The sequence below is a fragment of the Kribbella sp. NPDC031520 genome, assembly GCF_055580825.1.
In genome coordinates this window covers 1602231-1616435 of record NZ_JBVIKS010000001.1, presented here as the reverse complement: position 1 = coordinate 1616435, position 14205 = coordinate 1602231, and the positions used below count along the sequence as shown (strand labels likewise).

The following is a 14205-nucleotide window of genomic DNA, read 5'->3' as shown; positions in this document are numbered from 1 at the left end:
ATGACCGATCCGGCAGCCACCAAGCACGGTCCCGGGCGGATCCTGATCGCCGTGTACGGCGTGTTCGCGCTGGCCGCGACCGCGCGGGCCGGCGTACAGATCGCGACCAAGTTCAGCGACGCACCGATCGCGTACGTGCTGTCGGCCGTTGCCGCGGTCATCTATTGCGCGGCGACGTACGCGCTGGCCAAGGCGACCGCGGTGTCCCGCAAGGTCGCCGCGATCGCGATCGCGATCGAGTTGATCGGCGTGCTCTCGATCGGGGCGTTCAGTTACGCCGTACCGGACGACTTCCCGGACGCGACCGTCTGGTCGCACTTCGGCCAGGGCTACGGCTTCGTACCGGTGGTGCTGCCCGTGCTCGGGTTGCTCTGGCTTCGTCGCACCCGGTAGCTGCCAGGAAACTGCCAGCCAGGCGGAGGGGCTGCCTCAGGTTCACCGGACAGCATCGGTGGCATGGAGATTCCAGGTCAGCCTCGGGTCGAGATCGTCGTACCCGTCAAGAACGAGGAGAACGACCTCGGCCCGAACATCCGGCGGCTCCGTGAGTTCCTCGACACCGCCTTCCCGTTCCCGGCCGAGGTCTGCATCGCGGACAACGGAAGTACGGACGCAACCTATGAGATCGGCATGCTGCTGACGAGCGAGCTGCCCGGGGTCCGGATCGTCCGGCTCGAGCAGTCCGGTCGCGGCCGTGCGCTGAAACAGGTCTGGTCCGGCAGCACCGCCGAGGTGCTCGCGTACATGGACGTCGACCTGTCCACCAACCTGAACGCCCTGCTGCCGCTGGTCGCGCCGCTGCTCGCCGGGCACAGTGACGTTGCCATCGGCACCCGGTTGGCGAAGGCCTCCCGGGTGGTCCGGCGGCCGAAGCGGGAGTTCATCTCGCGCTCGTACAACCTGTTGCTACGGGCAACGCTGAGTGCGCGCTTCTCCGACGCTCAGTGCGGGTTCAAGGCGATCCGGGCCGACGTGGCGCGGGAGTTGCTGCCGCTGGTCCAGGACACCAGCTGGTTCTTCGACACCGAGCTGCTGGTACTGGCCGAGAAGGCCGGGCTGCGGATCCATGAGGTGCCGGTGGACTGGGTCGACGACCTGGACTCGCGGGTCGCGATCGCGAAGACGGTCGGCGAGGACCTGCGCGGGATCGCCCGGCTGATGCGCGGCCGGGTGGATCTGGAACCTGTCCGGCAGAAGTACGGACGGCCCCAGGTCCTTGATCCGCGGACCGCGTTGGCCGCCCGGGTGCTGCGGTTCTGCGCGATCGGCGTACTCAGTACGGCGGCGTACGCACTGCTCTACCTCGTCCTGCGCCAGGGAATGCCGGCCCAGGTCGCGAACCTGCTGGCCCTGCTGATCACCGCGGTCGGCAACACCACGCTGAACCGGCGGATCACCTTCGGCGTGACCGGCGTGGCAGGCCGTTGGCGGCACCAACTCCGCGGACTGGTTGCCTTCGGCATCGGCTGGAGTCTGACCGCGGCGTCACTCTGGCTGCTGCACACCGCAGTCGCCGCACCGCACCAGGCGGTGGAGATCACCGTCCTCACCGTCGCGAACCTGGCCGCCACCGTGGTCCGGTTCAGCCTCTTCCAGACGTGGGTGTTCGACGACGACGCCCCCACGATCCCCACCTTCGAACCGCCGGTTCTCGAGAACACCCGGAGCAACTGAATGGCCACGATTTCCGATCCCGTCCGGGCAACCCGGCCGCGCGCGATCACCACGCAGTACACCCTCAGCCGGGACAGGATGCTGTACGGCGGCCTGCTGGCCCTGACGGCGATCGCGTACCTGTGGGGGCTGTCCAAGAACGGGTACGCCAACGAGTACTACGCGGCCGCCGTCCAGGCCGGGTCGAAGAGCTGGAAGGCCTGGTTCTTCGGGTCGTTCGACTCGTCGAGCTTCATCACCGTCGACAAGACCCCGGGCTCGCTGTGGGTCATGGGGTTGTCCGCGCGGATCTTCGGGTTCAACAGCTGGAGCATGCTGGTGCCCCAGGCGCTGATGGGCGTCGCGAGCGTCGGCTTCGTGTACGTGTCCGTACGCCGCTGGTTCTCCGCGAACGCAGGCCTGCTGGCCGGGGCGATCCTCGCGCTGACGCCGGTCGCCGTACTGATGTTCCGGTTCAACAACCCGGACGCGCTGCTGGTCCTGCTGCTCTGCGCCGGTGCGTGGGCGGTGACGCGGGCGATCGACTCCACCAAGTACGCGGCGCGCTGGATGATCCTGGCCGGTGCGCTGGTCGGCTTCGGGTTCCTGACGAAGATGTTGCAGGCGTTCCTGATCCTGCCGGCCTTCGGTATCGCGTACGTGGTGGCCGGCAAGCCCAAGCTGGGAAAGCGGATCCTGCACCTCGTACTGGCGACCGTCTCGCTGATCGTCAGCGCCGGCTGGTGGGTCGCGATCGTCGAACTGCTACCGGCGTCGGCGCGGCCGTACATCGGTGGCTCGCAGAACAACAGCATTCTCGAGCTGACGCTCGGCTACAACGGTCTCGGCCGGCTCAACGGCAACGAGACCGGGTCGGTCGGCGGTGGAGGCGGCAACGGCGGTGGCGCTATGTGGGGCGGTGCGGCCGGCGTACAGCGGCTGTTCGGTAGTGAGTTCGCCTCCCAGATCGCGTGGCTGCTGCCGGCTGCTCTGCTCGGGACCGTCGTACTGGTAGTTGCTGCCGGCAAGGCTCCGCGGACGGATCGGAAGCGCGCGTTCGCGCTGTTGTGGGGCGGCTGGCTGCTCGGTACCGGGCTGGTCTTCAGCTACATGCAGGGCATCATCCACAGCTACTACATGATCGCGTTGGCGCCGGCCATCGGTGCCGTGATCGGCGGGGCGATGTCGGTGCTCTGGAAACGCCGTACCGAATGGTTGCCGCGGGCAATCCTGGCCGGCGGGATCCTGCTGACGGCCGGATGGAGCTTCGCCCTGCTGAACCAGACGTCGTCGTGGCGGCCATGGTTGCGTTGGGTGGTGCTGTTCAGCGGCGTACTCGCGGCGGGGCTGCTGCTGCTCCTCCCGGAGTTGAAGCTGAACCGTACGACTGCTCGGCGGGCCGGGTTGTTCGCGGCCACCGTGATGACGGTGAGCGCGCTGGCGGGACCGACGGCGTACTCCGTCGCGACGATCAACACGGCGCACACGGGTGCATTGCCCTCGGCCGGTCCCGGTGGAGCCGGGATGGGGCGGATGGGTGGTGGTGGCTTCGGTGGCGTGCGTGGTGATGGCGGCATGGGTATGCCGCCGGGGCAGACCGGCACGGGCACCGGAACCGGTACCGGAACCGGCGCGGGCGCAACCGGCACCACGCGGGGCGGCGGCGGTGTCGGCGGGTTCCTCGGTGGTGGCGGGACCAGTGGGGTCTCGAGTGAGCTGATCGCGCTGCTGCAGCAGGGCGCGAAGGGGTACACCTGGGCCGCCGCGGCAGTCACCGCGAACGGAGCCGCTCCGATGCAGATCGCGTCCGGCGAACCGATCATGGCGATCGGCGGGTTCAACGGCACCGACCCGGCGCCGACGCTGGCCGAGTTCGAGAAACTCGTTGCCCAAGGCAAGATCCACTATTTCGTCGGAAGCGGTGGCGGGATGGGCTTCGGTGGTGGGCGGAACGGTACGTCCAGTGAGATCGCCACCTGGGTGAGCGAGAACTTCACGGCCCAGACCGTTGGCAGCACCACCGTGTACGACCTCTCCACCGGAAAGGGAGCATGAATATGACGCAGTCCCCAGAAGCACAGTTCCAGGCAGCCAGAACCGCCCAACAGCCTGACGCCGAACAGCACGCACCGGAGGCCGGTGCTGGGCAGCAGGCGGTGGCGGCAGATAGTAAGCGGCCGAGCAATCTGATGCTCGCCGGGGCCGGGTCGCTTCTCGCGGTGCTGGCCTTCCTTGGCGGGATGGCGGTCGGGCATTCGTGGGACGGGACCAGCAACCAGCAGGGCCAGTTCGGTGGGCCCGGTGGTCGCGGTGGTTTCCCGGGGGGCGGCCAGGGCTTCGGCCCAGGCCAGAACGGCTTCGGGCAGGGGAGTCAGCAAGGGAACGGGACCCAGCAGGGGACGCTGCCGGGGAACGGGACCCAGCAAGGAACGCAGGGGCAGACACAGACCAACTGAACCTCGCCTGAACCAGAGCAGCCCGGCGGGCCCCGAGCGGACACTCGGCCCGCCGGGCGCGGTTGTCTGGACAACCGTCAAGTACGCAAGAGGGTTCATCGCCCCACAGGGTGGGGTAAGGATCGGTTCGTGGAATGGTCGAACGTCACCTGGTTCCTGACCGCCCTCGGGGCCGTCGTCGTACTGATCACGCGCGTCCGGCTCGGTGGCACCGTTGTCGACGGCACCGGTCACGGCGCCGGACGGCACGGGTATTCGGCGATCCTGTTACGCCTGCACACGATCGTCGGCATCGTCACGCTGATCGGCTGGGTAGTTGCCTTGATCACCGGTCGCCGGGAGCTCGCGCTGATCGTACTGGCCGGCTGGTGGGCACTGACGGCGGTCGGACTGTTGCTGCTGGCCCGTTGGTTGCCGAGCGGTGGCAAGCATTCCGAGGATGCGCAGAGTGACTCCTGGGGTTCCGGCGCGGGACTGTCCGTGCTCGGCCACGTCGGCATGCTGATCGGCGTCTGCTACTTCACGTTCGTGGCGGTCACCGACCGTCTCTGAGCCCACCGATCAGCGCGGTCACGGACCGTCGTACGGCAGCCTCGAACGCTTCTGGTGAAAGCGTTGACCCGGCCCCCGCGACCCGGTCGTACAGCAACCCGTCCAGCATCGCGGCCACCGGCCACGCCGCGGCCTCCGGTTCGGGTACGCCGATCCCGTCGAGCAACTGCGCCAGCATCGTCCGCAACTGCCGCCCGCCCTCGTCGATCGCGACCCGCAGTTCGGGCTGACGGCTCGCCTCCAGCGACAACTCGTACCGCGCGACCAGGTCGTCCGGCCGCTCCCGCGCCAGCCCGGCCGTCATCGCCACCATCAGCTCGACCGGATCCGCCCCGGGTGGCGGCATGCCGGTCACGTCCCGCGCGAGCATCCGCCGTACGCAGGCGGTGAGCAGGGCGTTCCGCGTGCGGAGGTAGTACGACGTGGAGCCCGGAGGCAGCCCCGCCTCGGCGTCGACCGCGCGGTGGGTAAGGCCGCGCAGCCCGCGGGTCGCGACGAGGTGGATCGCGGCATCCGCGATGGCGTCCTGCCGGTCCGCCCCCCGTGGCCCTGTCACGCCGCACAGTCTCGCACTTCCCAGCCGTACTCTACAGATGTAGAGTCGGAGGCATGGGTACGGCGATCGTGGTCGGGGCGGGTATCGGAGGGGTCAGCGCGGCGGTCGCGCTGCAGCGATCCGGGTGGCAGGTGACGGTGCTCGAGCGGGCGCCGGAGCTGGGCGAGGTGGGAGCCGGGATCTCGGTCTGGCCGTCGGCGGTCGCCGTACTCGAGGAGCTCGGCGTGAAGGGAGTCGAGAAGTCGTCCGTACAGTCCAAGCCGGCCGGGATGCGCCGGCCGGACGGCCGCTGGGTGGTCAGTGCGCCACAGCTCGGCGTGGACCTGCCGGTGATGATCCACCGCGCGCAGCTGCACGACCTGATCACGGCCGAGCTCGGCCCGGCGGTGACGGTCCGGACCGGGTACGACGTACGCACGGTGACGCAGGACGCGGGCAGCGTCATGGTCAACGACGAACTGCAGGCGGACCTTCTGGTCGCCGCGGACGGGATCCGGAGTGTGGTGCGCGGCTTGTTGTACCCGCAGTACGCCGGTCCGCGGTACTCCGGGTTCACGGCGTACCGGGGGATCGCGAACGTCGACCTCGACGACGGTGGCGGGGAAACCTGGGGCCGTGGGCAACTGTTCGGGTTCGTACGGCTGATCGACGGGCGGTTCTACTGGTACGGAACCGCGAACCAGCCGGCCGGGACGACCAGCGAGCCGACCGTGTTCGAGAGCTGGCACGATCCGATCCCGCGGCTGATCGCGGGCAGCGAGAAGATCTTGCAGAACGACATCCTCGATCTGACGACGCCGCTGATGCCGTTCGCACAGGGCCGGATCGTGCTGCTCGGCGACGCGGCGCACGCGATGACGCCGAACCTCGGCCGCGGCGCCTGCTCCGCGATCGAGGACGCCGGCGCCCTGGCCAGGCACCTCCGCGACGGCGCTGTGGGCAGCCACCCCCGCGAGGGCGACCTCCGCGACGGCGACCTGCGCGAAGCGCTGGCGGCGTACGACGCTGAGCGCCGCCCGGCCACCACCAAGCTGGTGAAGCGCTCCCGCGCCCTCGGCCGCCTCGCCCAGACCGAGAACCCGTTGGCCTGCACGCTCCGCGACGGCGCGTTCGCGCTCGGCGGGAAACTCCTGAAGCTCCGGCAGCGATAGAGGCGGACCTGCACCACTCATCAACCCGCCGGGACGGCGGGCGGGCGCGCTCAACCACGGTCGGCGGCGGGCCGATCGCCGAGCTTGGTGAGTGCTGCGCGTCCGCCCCTCGGCGGCGGATGGAACAATCCAGCTGTGATCACACCCCCGCAGGCTCCCGAGATTCCCGGTGCGAAGCATCTCCACTCCGGCAAGGTCCGCGACCTGTACGAGCTGGAGTCGGGCGACCTGCTGATGGTCGCCAGTGACCGGATGAGCGCGTTCGACTGGATCCTGGACACGCCGATCCCGGACAAGGGCAAGGTGCTGACCGCGATGAGCCTGTGGTGGTTCGAGCAGCTCGACGTGCCGAACCACATCGTCTCCACCGATGTGCCCGAGGAGGTCGCGGGCCGCGCCGTGGTCTGCGAGAAGCTCGCGATGTACCCGGTCGAGTGCGTCGCCCGCGGGTACCTGAGCGGCTCCGGCCTGCTCGACTACAACGCGACCGGCGCGGTGTGCGGGATCCCGCTACCCGGCGGACTGGTCGAGGGGTCCCGCCTGGAGACCCCGATCTTCACCCCGGCGACGAAGGCCGAGATCGGCGAGCACGACGAGAACGTCTCGTTCGACGCGGTGGTCCGGACCGTCGGCGCCGAGGCGGCGGAGGCGCTGCGGAGCACCACGCTGGACGTCTACACCAAGGCGCGGGCGATGGCCGAGGAGCGCGGGATCATCCTGGCCGACACGAAGTTCGAGTTCGGCGCCCGGGCTGACGGGACGATCGTGCTGGCCGATGAGGTGCTGACGCCGGACTCGAGCCGGTTCTGGCCGGCCGGGCAGTGGGAGCCGGGCAAGCAGCAGCCGTCGTACGACAAGCAGATCGTGCGGGACTGGCTGCAGTTCGAATCGGGTTGGGACCGCACGTCGGGCGAGGCGCCGCCGCGGTTGTCGGACGAGGTCATCGAGCGCACCAGGTCGGCGTACATCGACGCCTACGAGCAGCTGACCGGCCGCAAGTTCGAGGGCTAGAAAGCACTCACACCGAGCGCGAGCAGGATGAAGCGCGCGCCGCGGCCGACCAGGACGGACAGGGTGAACACCCACGTCCGCATCCGGGAGGCCCCGCCGATCAGCGCCACACCGTACAGCGGGGGAATGCCGACGAACGCGCTGAGCAGTGTCACCGGCGCGCCCCAGCGGCTGTCGCTCATCGCGTCCAGCAGCCGCTTGCTGAGATCGCGGTTCCACTGGACGAAACGGCCCCAGCGCGTGTCCAGGTTGACCGGTTTGGGTTCCTTCTTGGTCTTGCGGGCCGCGTAGCCGGGGCGGTAGCGGACGGCGAGGAACATCGCGACCTTGCCGATGGTCTGCCCGATCGTGACGCCGACCGCGGCGACCACCGGGTTCAGCGCGTGGGTGGCCCCGAGCGCGAGGACGTACGCCTCCGCGTTCATGAACGGTACGACGGCGGACCCGATGCCGAAGCCCACTGCCAGTACCAGTTGCCACACCCACATACCTTCGAGGCTAAGCGTCATCCCGGCCGTTGCCATGGAACCCAGGCCTACTTCGGGGAGGGACCAGGGGTACTACCCATCAGTGCCCCTCTCCTGGTACGGCGGCCCGGCGGCCGCTGATGATCGTGATCAGCCGGTACGACGAGACGATCTTCACCACCAGGGCCGCGACCGCGACCGTGTACGGCAGCCACTGCGCGCCGGTCCGATCGGCCACGACCAGCGAGATCACTACGGCCGCGGTGTTCAGCGCCTTCGCGGGCTTGGACCAGTTCCACAGGTAGATCGGCCGGTCGACCTTGTAGAAGTAGTTCGGGCTGAGCATCCACGGCCAGAGCAGGAACGAGAACGTCAGCATCGTGTCCAGTACGCCGAACTGCACCAGGTAGATCGCCAGCGGCCCGATGGTCGCCGGGTACGTCGCCATGAACGCGGCCGCGAGCAGGAACGAGCACGCCCGGTCGCAGACGATGTCGAACACCGCGCCTGACAGCGACTCCTCGTGCCGGCGGCGGGCCACCCAGCCGTCGAGGCTGTCGCCGAACCAGTACGAGAAGTAGCCGACCACGAGCCAGGTCAGGTCGCCGGTGCGGAACGCGTACGTCGCGACCGCCATCGCGATCACGGTCCGCACCAGCGTGATCCGGTTCGGTACGCCGAGCAGCAGCGCCGGGCGGATCGCCAGGGGGAGTGTGGTCATCAGGCCGCCCTCAGATTCTCGGGATCGAGTGCGTCCCGCAGTTGGTTGCGAAGCAGGAAACCGGCGACCGCGCCGCCGAGCTGGCCGAACACCCAGCCGGCGGCGGTCAGGGCCGAGGCGAGGACCAGCGTGACGGGGTTGAACGGGCCGATCGCGCCGCCGGCGATCTGGTTGATGCCGATCACCGTGCCGGACAACAGGCCGGTCGCGAGCGCCGGCCCCGCGACGGCGGCCAGCTGGCGGCGGATGACCCGGCGCAGGAACGGCAGGTCGACGCCCAGCGCGGTCAGACTGGCGAACTGGCGGCGCTGGTCGACGAGCTGGTCGGCGACGCCGACGATCAGCGCGGCCATCGCGGTCAGTACGACGATCAGCAGGCCGACGATGACGAGCCCGAAGCCGGTGTTGTAGAACGCGCCGGACGCACTCATCTGGTCGTCGCCGAGAACGCTGGCGATCCCGCCGGCCATCGTGCCGACGAGGAAGCCGCAGCAGCCCAGCAGCACGCTGATCCGGGACGACGGACGGCCGTCGGCGATCAGGCGGACGCCCGCCAGCAGGTCGGCCGGGTCGCCGGACCGCTGCATCCGCCGCCCGAGCCACTTGATCCAGACCGTCGACAGGCCGAGGAAGAGCAGGGCGATACCCGCCAGGGCGACGGTCGTCGCCACGTAGCCCAGGTACGGCGCGGTGAACAGGCCGAACACCAGCAACACCGGCCCGACGATGATGCCGGTACGGCGGCCTGTGACGGGCTGTACTTCGTAGGTCGGCCCGTCCCGGTGCAGCAGGCTGCCGATCACCGCACCGGCGGCTGTGGTCATCACGACCACGAACACCCACGAGACCGCGTCCAGCACCTCTGCACCGGGCAGCACTCGCGCCATGCGGGGCAGTGCGCCGAAGAGCAAGCTCAGCACCAGGTAGGTCGGGCCGGCGAACAGCCCGCCCGCCAGACCGGCCATGGCTGCGTCAGCCACGGTCAGCTGCCGCAGCTGCTTCCGGGAGGCACCTGCCAGACGCAATGCGGTCAGCCGCCGCTCGCGGGCCGCCGTACCCAGTCTTAGTGCCTGCACGGCAAGACCGCCGATGAGGACGGCAAGGATGACGAGGATCGCGATCAGGCCCGACCGGAGACCGCTCTCGGCGATGTAGTTGCTGTAGACGCCTTCGTCGAGGTCACTCTCGCCCATGCGTGCGATACGCAGCGCACCGAGCAGGACCGCGCCGCTGAGCGCGAGAGCGGCCGTGGCGAGCTGGACCCGCCCACGGTCCGCGGCGGTCCGTGAGCGCGCCAGCCGGACCAGGGTCTCGAGTGTCATCAGAGCGCTACCTCGTGTTGGATCAGGCCGTCACGCAGCCTGATCTCACGGTCGGCCGACGCAGCAACCAGGTTGTCGTGCGTCACCATCATCAGCGCCGACCCCCGGTACCTGGCTGCCTTCAGCAGCACCTCGAGCAACTCCTGACCCGCCCTGCTGTCCAGACTGCCTGTTGGCTCGTCTGCGAGCACCACAGAAGGCCCTGTGATCAAAGCACGCGCAACAGCTGCACGCTGAGCCTGTCCACCGGACAGCTCCGCCGGTACGGCATCAGCGTCCTCTGCGATCCCCACCTGCTCCAGCCATTCCATGGCCGATACATGCGCCTCCCCGCGCTCGTGGCCGCTCAGTAGAAGCGGCAGCGCCACATTGTCGATCAGCGGCAGGTCCGGCACGAGTTGCCCGAACTGCAGCACGATGCCGATCTTTGTACGCCGGAGGGCCGCGCGCCGCTCTTCCGGCAGCTCGGCCAGGTCCTGACCGTCGACCTGTACCGCGCCCGCGTCCGGCGTGAGGATGCCGGCCGCACAGTGCAGCAGTGTGGACTTGCCACAGCCGCTGGCGCCGGTGACGGCGACGACCTCACCCGGCTGGAGTTGCAGGGTGACACCGCGGAGCGCCGGGTTGCGGCGGTACGAGTACTCCACTTTGTCCAGGGCCAGGGCGGCGTTCATCAGCGAGTCCCCCTCTGCTCGGCGACGCGGTCCAGTGCGCTGTCCAGCCAGCGCAGGTCGGCGTCCAGGTGCGCCACGATGTACTCGCGGACCAGCGGCGACGTCGGGTCGTCGTCGGCCGGCGTCTCGCGCAGCTCACGGATCCGGCGCAGGTGGCTGGCGCGCTGCCGGGCCAGGAACGCCGCCGCGTCGCTCCCGGTACGGATCGCCGCGACGAGCTTCCGCAGTACCTCGTCGGCGCTGCCCCAGGCCGGTGGGACCGGGTCGTTGAGCCAGTCGGTGAGGTGGTCGCGGCCTTTCGAGGTGAGCGCGTAGACGGTCCGGTCGGGCCCGCCGCCGGAGGTCTTGTCGACCACCTCGACCAGGCCGTCCCGCTCCAACCGTCCGAGCGTCGTGTACACCTGCCCGAACGCCAGCGGACGGCTGTCCGGGAACCAGGCGTCGTGGCCGCGCTTCACGTCGTACCCGTGGGCCGGCCCGGCCGACAGCAGCCCGAGAACGAGCTCCGCAGTGGCCATGTGCAAAACTATACATCGCGTGTATGTACTGAGTGAATAGTCCGCGATGCAGGACTTCCCGCCGCCGGTCGGTAGGATTCAGGCGTCACCCCGCAACGAAACCTGGAGTAGTCAGTGGCTCGCGTTGTCGTCGACGTCATGCTCAAGCCCGAGATCCTCGACCCGCAGGGCAAGGCGGTGCACGGCGCGTTCGGCCGGCTCGGCTTCGACGGTGTCGCGGATGTCCGGCAGGGAAAGCGCTTCGAGATCACCCTGGACGGTGAGGCGACCGAGGAACGGGTCGCCGAGATCCGCAAGGCCGCGGACACGCTGCTGGCCAACCCGGTGATCGAGGACTACGCCCTGCACGTGGAGAACGACCAGTGAAGATCGGGGTCGTCACCTTCCCGGGTTCGCTGGACGACGCCGACGCCCGGCGGGCTGCCGCGGTGGCCGGTGCCGAGGCGGTCGCGCTCTGGCACGGCGACGCGGACCTGCACGGCGTGGACGCGGTCGTCCTGCCCGGTGGGTTCTCGTACGGCGACTACCTGCGCGCCGGTGCGATCTCCCGGTTCGCGCCGGTGATGGAGACGATCATCGCGAAGGCCGGCCAGGGGATGCCGGTGCTCGGTATCTGCAACGGCTTCCAGGTGCTGTGCGAGTCGCATCTGCTGCCCGGTGCGCTGATCAAGAACCACCATCGCAAGTTCGTCTGCAAGGACCAGCCGCTGCGGATCGAGAACAACCGCACCGCGTGGACCAGCGACTACGACGCGAACCACGAGATCACCATCGTGCTGAAGAACCAGGACGGCTCGTTCGTCGCCGACGAGGCGACGCTGGACCGGCTGGAGGGCGAGGGTCGGGTGGTGGCCCGCTACCTCGGCAACCCGAACGGTTCGTACCGCGACATCGCGGGCATCAGCAACGAGCGCGGCAACGTGGTCGGCCTGATGCCGCACCCGGAGCACGCCGTCGAGACACTGACCGGCCCGAGCACGGACGGCCTGGGCTTCTTCACCTCGGTGCTGAAGGCCGTCGTCGCCTCCTGATGAAGTCGTCGGGCGCAGGGCGGGCCTGGCCCACCCGCGCTATGTTCCGGGCCGCAGCGGTCGCGACCGCGACGGTTGCCGTTGCGATCGGAGCGGCCGGGACCCCGGCGAACGCAGCGCCCGCGGACGGTCCGAGTTCGACGGCGAAGGTCGTCGTGATCGGCGTGGCCGGGCTCACCTGGCACGACGTACAGGGTTCGCCGGAGCTGACAGCCCTGGTGAATCGCGCGAACGTCGCCTCGATGTCGGTGAAGACCGCCGGCCGGCGCACCTGCCCGATCGACGGCTGGCTGACGATCAGCGCGGGCAGCCGAGCCTGGGGGACTGGGTCGGAGCAGGAGTGCAGCGACCTGCCGGCGGTGACGGGCGGCAAGGTCGAGGGCTGGCAGACGTACGTCGACCGTCAGGCGCAGCACCACACGGGCGCGCCGATCGGTCGCCTCGGCGTCAGCCGGAACGGCGTCTGCGGCTTCGGGCCCGGTGGAGCGATCGCGGTCGCGAAACCCGACGGTACGGTGGCCAACTGGTCGCCGGACTTCGACGCCACCAAGCTGGCGAGTCCAACCTGTCAGGACGCGATCCTCGACGGCGGTGTACTGCCGCTGCGCGAAGGTCGTACCGAAGCCCTGCTGAAGGTGGCTGATCTGGTCGCGAAGGCCCAGGCGGCCGGGGGTTGGGTGCTGCTCACCGGAGTGGGCCAGGAGAGTATGACGTCGCACCTGCAGACGCTCGTGGCGCTGCAGTTGCCGCCTGCCAACGGTGCTCGCTGGCTGACCAGTGACTCGACCCGGCGGCCCGGTCTGATCCAGTTGGCGGACATCACCGCCACTGTGCTGCGCGGCCAGGCCGCGTCGGTGGACCCGGCCGGGGAGGCGAAGGCCGGACCGCTGGGTGGTAGCGAGCTCTATCCGACCGGCGACGTCCACACTGACGCGGCCGCGGTCATCGAAGACAGGTTGGACGCCAACCAGCGCTATGAGCAGCCGCGTCCGGTGCTGAAGGCAGTGGCAGCCACCTTGGCGGCCGGCATGGTGCTGTCGCTCGGCTGGTTCCTGATCCGGCGCAGCAGCCGGTGGGCCCGTCGTACGGCGATCTTCGCCCTGTTGACGCAGGCAGGGTTCTTCGTCGCCGTCTTCCTGTCCACTGCGACCGTCTGGTGGCGGTGGCCCTCGCCTGGCCTCGCCCTGTACGGCGTGACGATCGGCATCAGCATGGCCTCGGCAGCGCTGTCCCTGCTGCTTCTGAAGCGCTACGCGTACCTAGGTCTGTCGCTGGCTGTCTACCTGGTGCTTGTGGTGGACGCGGTCCTCGGTACGCCGATGCAGCTCGGCAGCATGTTCGCCGACGGTCCGGTCATCGGCGGCCGGTTCTACGGCTTCGGGAACTCGACCTTCGCTGCCTTGGCCGTGGCCGCGCTGGTGCTGGCCGGATGGGCCGCGCAGAAGTTGCTGCACCGAAGCCGCGCGCTGGCCGCACTCGCTGTGCTGGCCATCGGTGGCATCGCGCTCGTCGTGGACGGAAAACCAGGGTGGGGCACGGACTTCGGCGGCATCCTCGGTCTGACGCCGGCGGTGTTGCTGATGGCCTGGATGACCTGGCGCGGCAGCGTGTCCTGGCGGGCATTGCTCAGTGTGGCCGTGGGCGGTGTGCTGGCTGTGTCCGCGGTCGCTTACCTCGACTACCGGCGCCCTCCGGAACAGCGCAGCCACTTCGGCGCCTTCGCGGCCCGGGTGATCGAGGGCGACGTCGGCGATGTCCTGGTCCGCAAGCTGCAGGCTGCGCTGGCCGTTTTCCACAGCCCGGCCGGCTGGGTCCTGCTGGTCGCTCTCGTCCTGTGCATGCTCGCGACCGTGCTGCCGGAGCGCGTGCCGATCGCGTCCTACCGGACGTTCTACTTCAGCCGTCCGATGATCCGTACGACCTTGGTGGCGCTGACCGTGTGCGGTGTTGCGGGCAGCCTGCTGAACGACGTCGGCATCATCGTGGCCGGAATCATGGCCGGCTTCGCCGTTCCGATGCTGGTCGCGCATCTGATGGATGTGCCCCGGCCCGCTACCGTTTCACCTGAGTCCCACCTAGTGCAGGAGTCCTGA

General features: G+C 69.3%; 16 protein-coding genes. 10 read left to right on the top strand and 6 right to left on the bottom strand.

The annotated features are described in order from the left end of the window. The 5 genes from ACZ5BU_RS08130 (at nucleotide 1) to ACZ5BU_RS08110 (ending at nucleotide 4661) form a co-directional block, all read left to right on the top strand. Nucleotides 1-393 (top strand): hypothetical protein, encoded by a 393-nt coding sequence (locus tag ACZ5BU_RS08130; protein ID WP_465696545.1) that lies wholly within the window; start codon nucleotides 1-3, stop codon nucleotides 391-393. A gap of 63 nt (nucleotides 394-456) precedes the next feature. Continuing rightward, complete coding sequence (locus ACZ5BU_RS08125) at nucleotides 457-1674, top strand: bifunctional glycosyltransferase family 2/GtrA family protein (RefSeq protein ID WP_465696543.1); 1218 nt, start codon at nucleotides 457-459, stop codon at nucleotides 1672-1674. Continuing rightward, a complete protein-coding gene (locus ACZ5BU_RS08120) occupies nucleotides 1675-3708 on the top strand; it encodes a glycosyltransferase family 39 protein (RefSeq protein ID WP_465696542.1) in 2034 nt (677 codons plus the stop codon). It begins immediately after the preceding gene. A 2-nt stretch (nucleotides 3709-3710) separates the two neighbouring features. Then, a complete protein-coding gene (locus ACZ5BU_RS08115; RefSeq protein ID WP_465696540.1) occupies nucleotides 3711-4109 on the top strand; it encodes a hypothetical protein in 399 nt (132 codons plus the stop codon). Between the two features lie 129 nt (nucleotides 4110-4238). Continuing rightward, complete coding sequence (locus ACZ5BU_RS08110; RefSeq protein WP_465696538.1) at nucleotides 4239-4661, top strand: hypothetical protein; 423 nt, start codon at nucleotides 4239-4241, stop codon at nucleotides 4659-4661. Here ACZ5BU_RS08110 and ACZ5BU_RS08105 read toward each other — a convergent pair. After that, nucleotides 4645-5217: a TetR/AcrR family transcriptional regulator gene (locus ACZ5BU_RS08105; protein WP_465696536.1), complete on the bottom strand. Its 573-nt coding sequence runs from the start codon at nucleotides 5215-5217 to the stop codon at nucleotides 4645-4647. The genes ACZ5BU_RS08110 and ACZ5BU_RS08105 overlap by 17 nt on opposite strands. Before the next feature lie 53 nt (nucleotides 5218-5270). On the opposite strand from ACZ5BU_RS08105, the gene ACZ5BU_RS08100 reads away from it, so the two are divergent. Together ACZ5BU_RS08100 and ACZ5BU_RS08095 are read left to right on the top strand one after the other, a co-directional pair. Beyond that, on the top strand, nucleotides 5271-6368 hold the full coding sequence (locus ACZ5BU_RS08100; RefSeq protein WP_465696534.1) for an FAD-dependent oxidoreductase: 1098 nt from the start codon (nucleotides 5271-5273) through the stop codon (nucleotides 6366-6368). Between the two features lie 135 nt (nucleotides 6369-6503). Then, entirely contained in the window at nucleotides 6504-7379 is an 876-nt protein-coding gene (locus ACZ5BU_RS08095; protein ID WP_465696532.1) for a phosphoribosylaminoimidazolesuccinocarboxamide synthase, read from the top strand. On the opposite strand, the gene ACZ5BU_RS08090 is transcribed toward ACZ5BU_RS08095, so the two are convergent. From ACZ5BU_RS08090 to ACZ5BU_RS08070, 5 genes are all read right to left on the bottom strand, one after another. Further along, nucleotides 7376-7867, bottom strand: a complete 492-nt coding sequence (locus ACZ5BU_RS08090) for a hypothetical protein (RefSeq protein WP_465696530.1) — start codon at nucleotides 7865-7867, stop codon at nucleotides 7376-7378. The genes ACZ5BU_RS08095 and ACZ5BU_RS08090 overlap by 4 nt on opposite strands. A 79-nt stretch (nucleotides 7868-7946) precedes the next feature. Then, the gene (locus tag ACZ5BU_RS08085) at nucleotides 7947-8567 is read right to left on the bottom strand and encodes a CDP-alcohol phosphatidyltransferase family protein (protein WP_465696529.1); all 621 of its coding nucleotides are present in this window, start codon (nucleotides 8565-8567) and stop codon (nucleotides 7947-7949) included. After that, a complete protein-coding gene (locus ACZ5BU_RS08080; protein WP_465696528.1) occupies nucleotides 8567-9889 on the bottom strand; it encodes a hypothetical protein in 1323 nt (440 codons plus the stop codon). The genes ACZ5BU_RS08085 and ACZ5BU_RS08080 overlap by 1 nt, the downstream gene beginning before the upstream one ends. Continuing rightward, nucleotides 9889-10563 (bottom strand): ABC transporter ATP-binding protein, encoded by a 675-nt coding sequence (locus ACZ5BU_RS08075; protein WP_465696526.1) that lies wholly within the window; start codon nucleotides 10561-10563, stop codon nucleotides 9889-9891. Before ACZ5BU_RS08075 ends, ACZ5BU_RS08080 begins: the two co-directional genes overlap by 1 nt. Continuing rightward, nucleotides 10563-11081 carry a helix-turn-helix transcriptional regulator gene (locus ACZ5BU_RS08070; RefSeq protein WP_465696524.1) on the bottom strand — a complete coding sequence of 173 codons (519 nt, stop codon included), beginning with the start codon at nucleotides 11079-11081 and terminating at the stop codon, nucleotides 10563-10565. Before ACZ5BU_RS08070 ends, ACZ5BU_RS08075 begins: the two co-directional genes overlap by 1 nt. A 114-nt stretch (nucleotides 11082-11195) precedes the next feature. On the opposite strand from ACZ5BU_RS08070, the gene purS reads away from it, so the two are divergent. From purS to ACZ5BU_RS08055, 3 genes are read left to right on the top strand one after another with little or no spacing between them, the layout of a single operon-like run. Next, nucleotides 11196-11447: a phosphoribosylformylglycinamidine synthase subunit PurS gene (gene purS / locus ACZ5BU_RS08065; RefSeq protein ID WP_141855837.1), complete on the top strand. Its 252-nt coding sequence runs from the start codon at nucleotides 11196-11198 to the stop codon at nucleotides 11445-11447. Further along, nucleotides 11444-12112: a phosphoribosylformylglycinamidine synthase subunit PurQ gene (purQ, locus tag ACZ5BU_RS08060; protein WP_465696522.1), complete on the top strand. Its 669-nt coding sequence runs from the start codon at nucleotides 11444-11446 to the stop codon at nucleotides 12110-12112. Before purS ends, purQ begins: the two co-directional genes overlap by 4 nt. After that, nucleotides 12112-14205, top strand: a complete 2094-nt coding sequence (locus tag ACZ5BU_RS08055; RefSeq protein ID WP_465696520.1) for a hypothetical protein — start codon at nucleotides 12112-12114, stop codon at nucleotides 14203-14205. The genes purQ and ACZ5BU_RS08055 overlap by 1 nt, the downstream gene beginning before the upstream one ends.

Excerpts from the sequence above, each read along its gene's own strand:
- ACZ5BU_RS08130 (WP_465696545.1), top strand. The coding sequence starts at position 1 with ATGACCGATCCGGCAGCCACCAAGCACGGTCCCGGGCGGATCCTGATC.
- ACZ5BU_RS08125 (WP_465696543.1), top strand. The coding sequence starts at position 457 with ATGGAGATTCCAGGTCAGCCTCGGGTCGAGATCGTCGTACCCGTCAAG.
- ACZ5BU_RS08120 (WP_465696542.1), top strand. The coding sequence starts at position 1,675 with ATGGCCACGATTTCCGATCCCGTCCGGGCAACCCGGCCGCGCGCGATC.
- ACZ5BU_RS08115 (WP_465696540.1), top strand. The coding sequence starts at position 3,711 with ATGACGCAGTCCCCAGAAGCACAGTTCCAGGCAGCCAGAACCGCCCAA.
- ACZ5BU_RS08100 (WP_465696534.1), top strand. The coding sequence starts at position 5,271 with ATGGGTACGGCGATCGTGGTCGGGGCGGGTATCGGAGGGGTCAGCGCG.
- ACZ5BU_RS08090 (WP_465696530.1), bottom strand. The coding sequence starts at position 7,867 with ATGTGGGTGTGGCAACTGGTACTGGCAGTGGGCTTCGGCATCGGGTCC.
- ACZ5BU_RS08085 (WP_465696529.1), bottom strand. The coding sequence starts at position 8,567 with ATGACCACACTCCCCCTGGCGATCCGCCCGGCGCTGCTGCTCGGCGTA.
- ACZ5BU_RS08080 (WP_465696528.1), bottom strand. The coding sequence starts at position 9,889 with ATGACACTCGAGACCCTGGTCCGGCTGGCGCGCTCACGGACCGCCGCG.
- ACZ5BU_RS08075 (WP_465696526.1), bottom strand. The coding sequence starts at position 10,563 with ATGAACGCCGCCCTGGCCCTGGACAAAGTGGAGTACTCGTACCGCCGC.
- ACZ5BU_RS08070 (WP_465696524.1), bottom strand. The coding sequence starts at position 11,081 with ATGGCCACTGCGGAGCTCGTTCTCGGGCTGCTGTCGGCCGGGCCGGCC.
- ACZ5BU_RS08055 (WP_465696520.1), top strand. The coding sequence starts at position 12,112 with ATGAAGTCGTCGGGCGCAGGGCGGGCCTGGCCCACCCGCGCTATGTTC.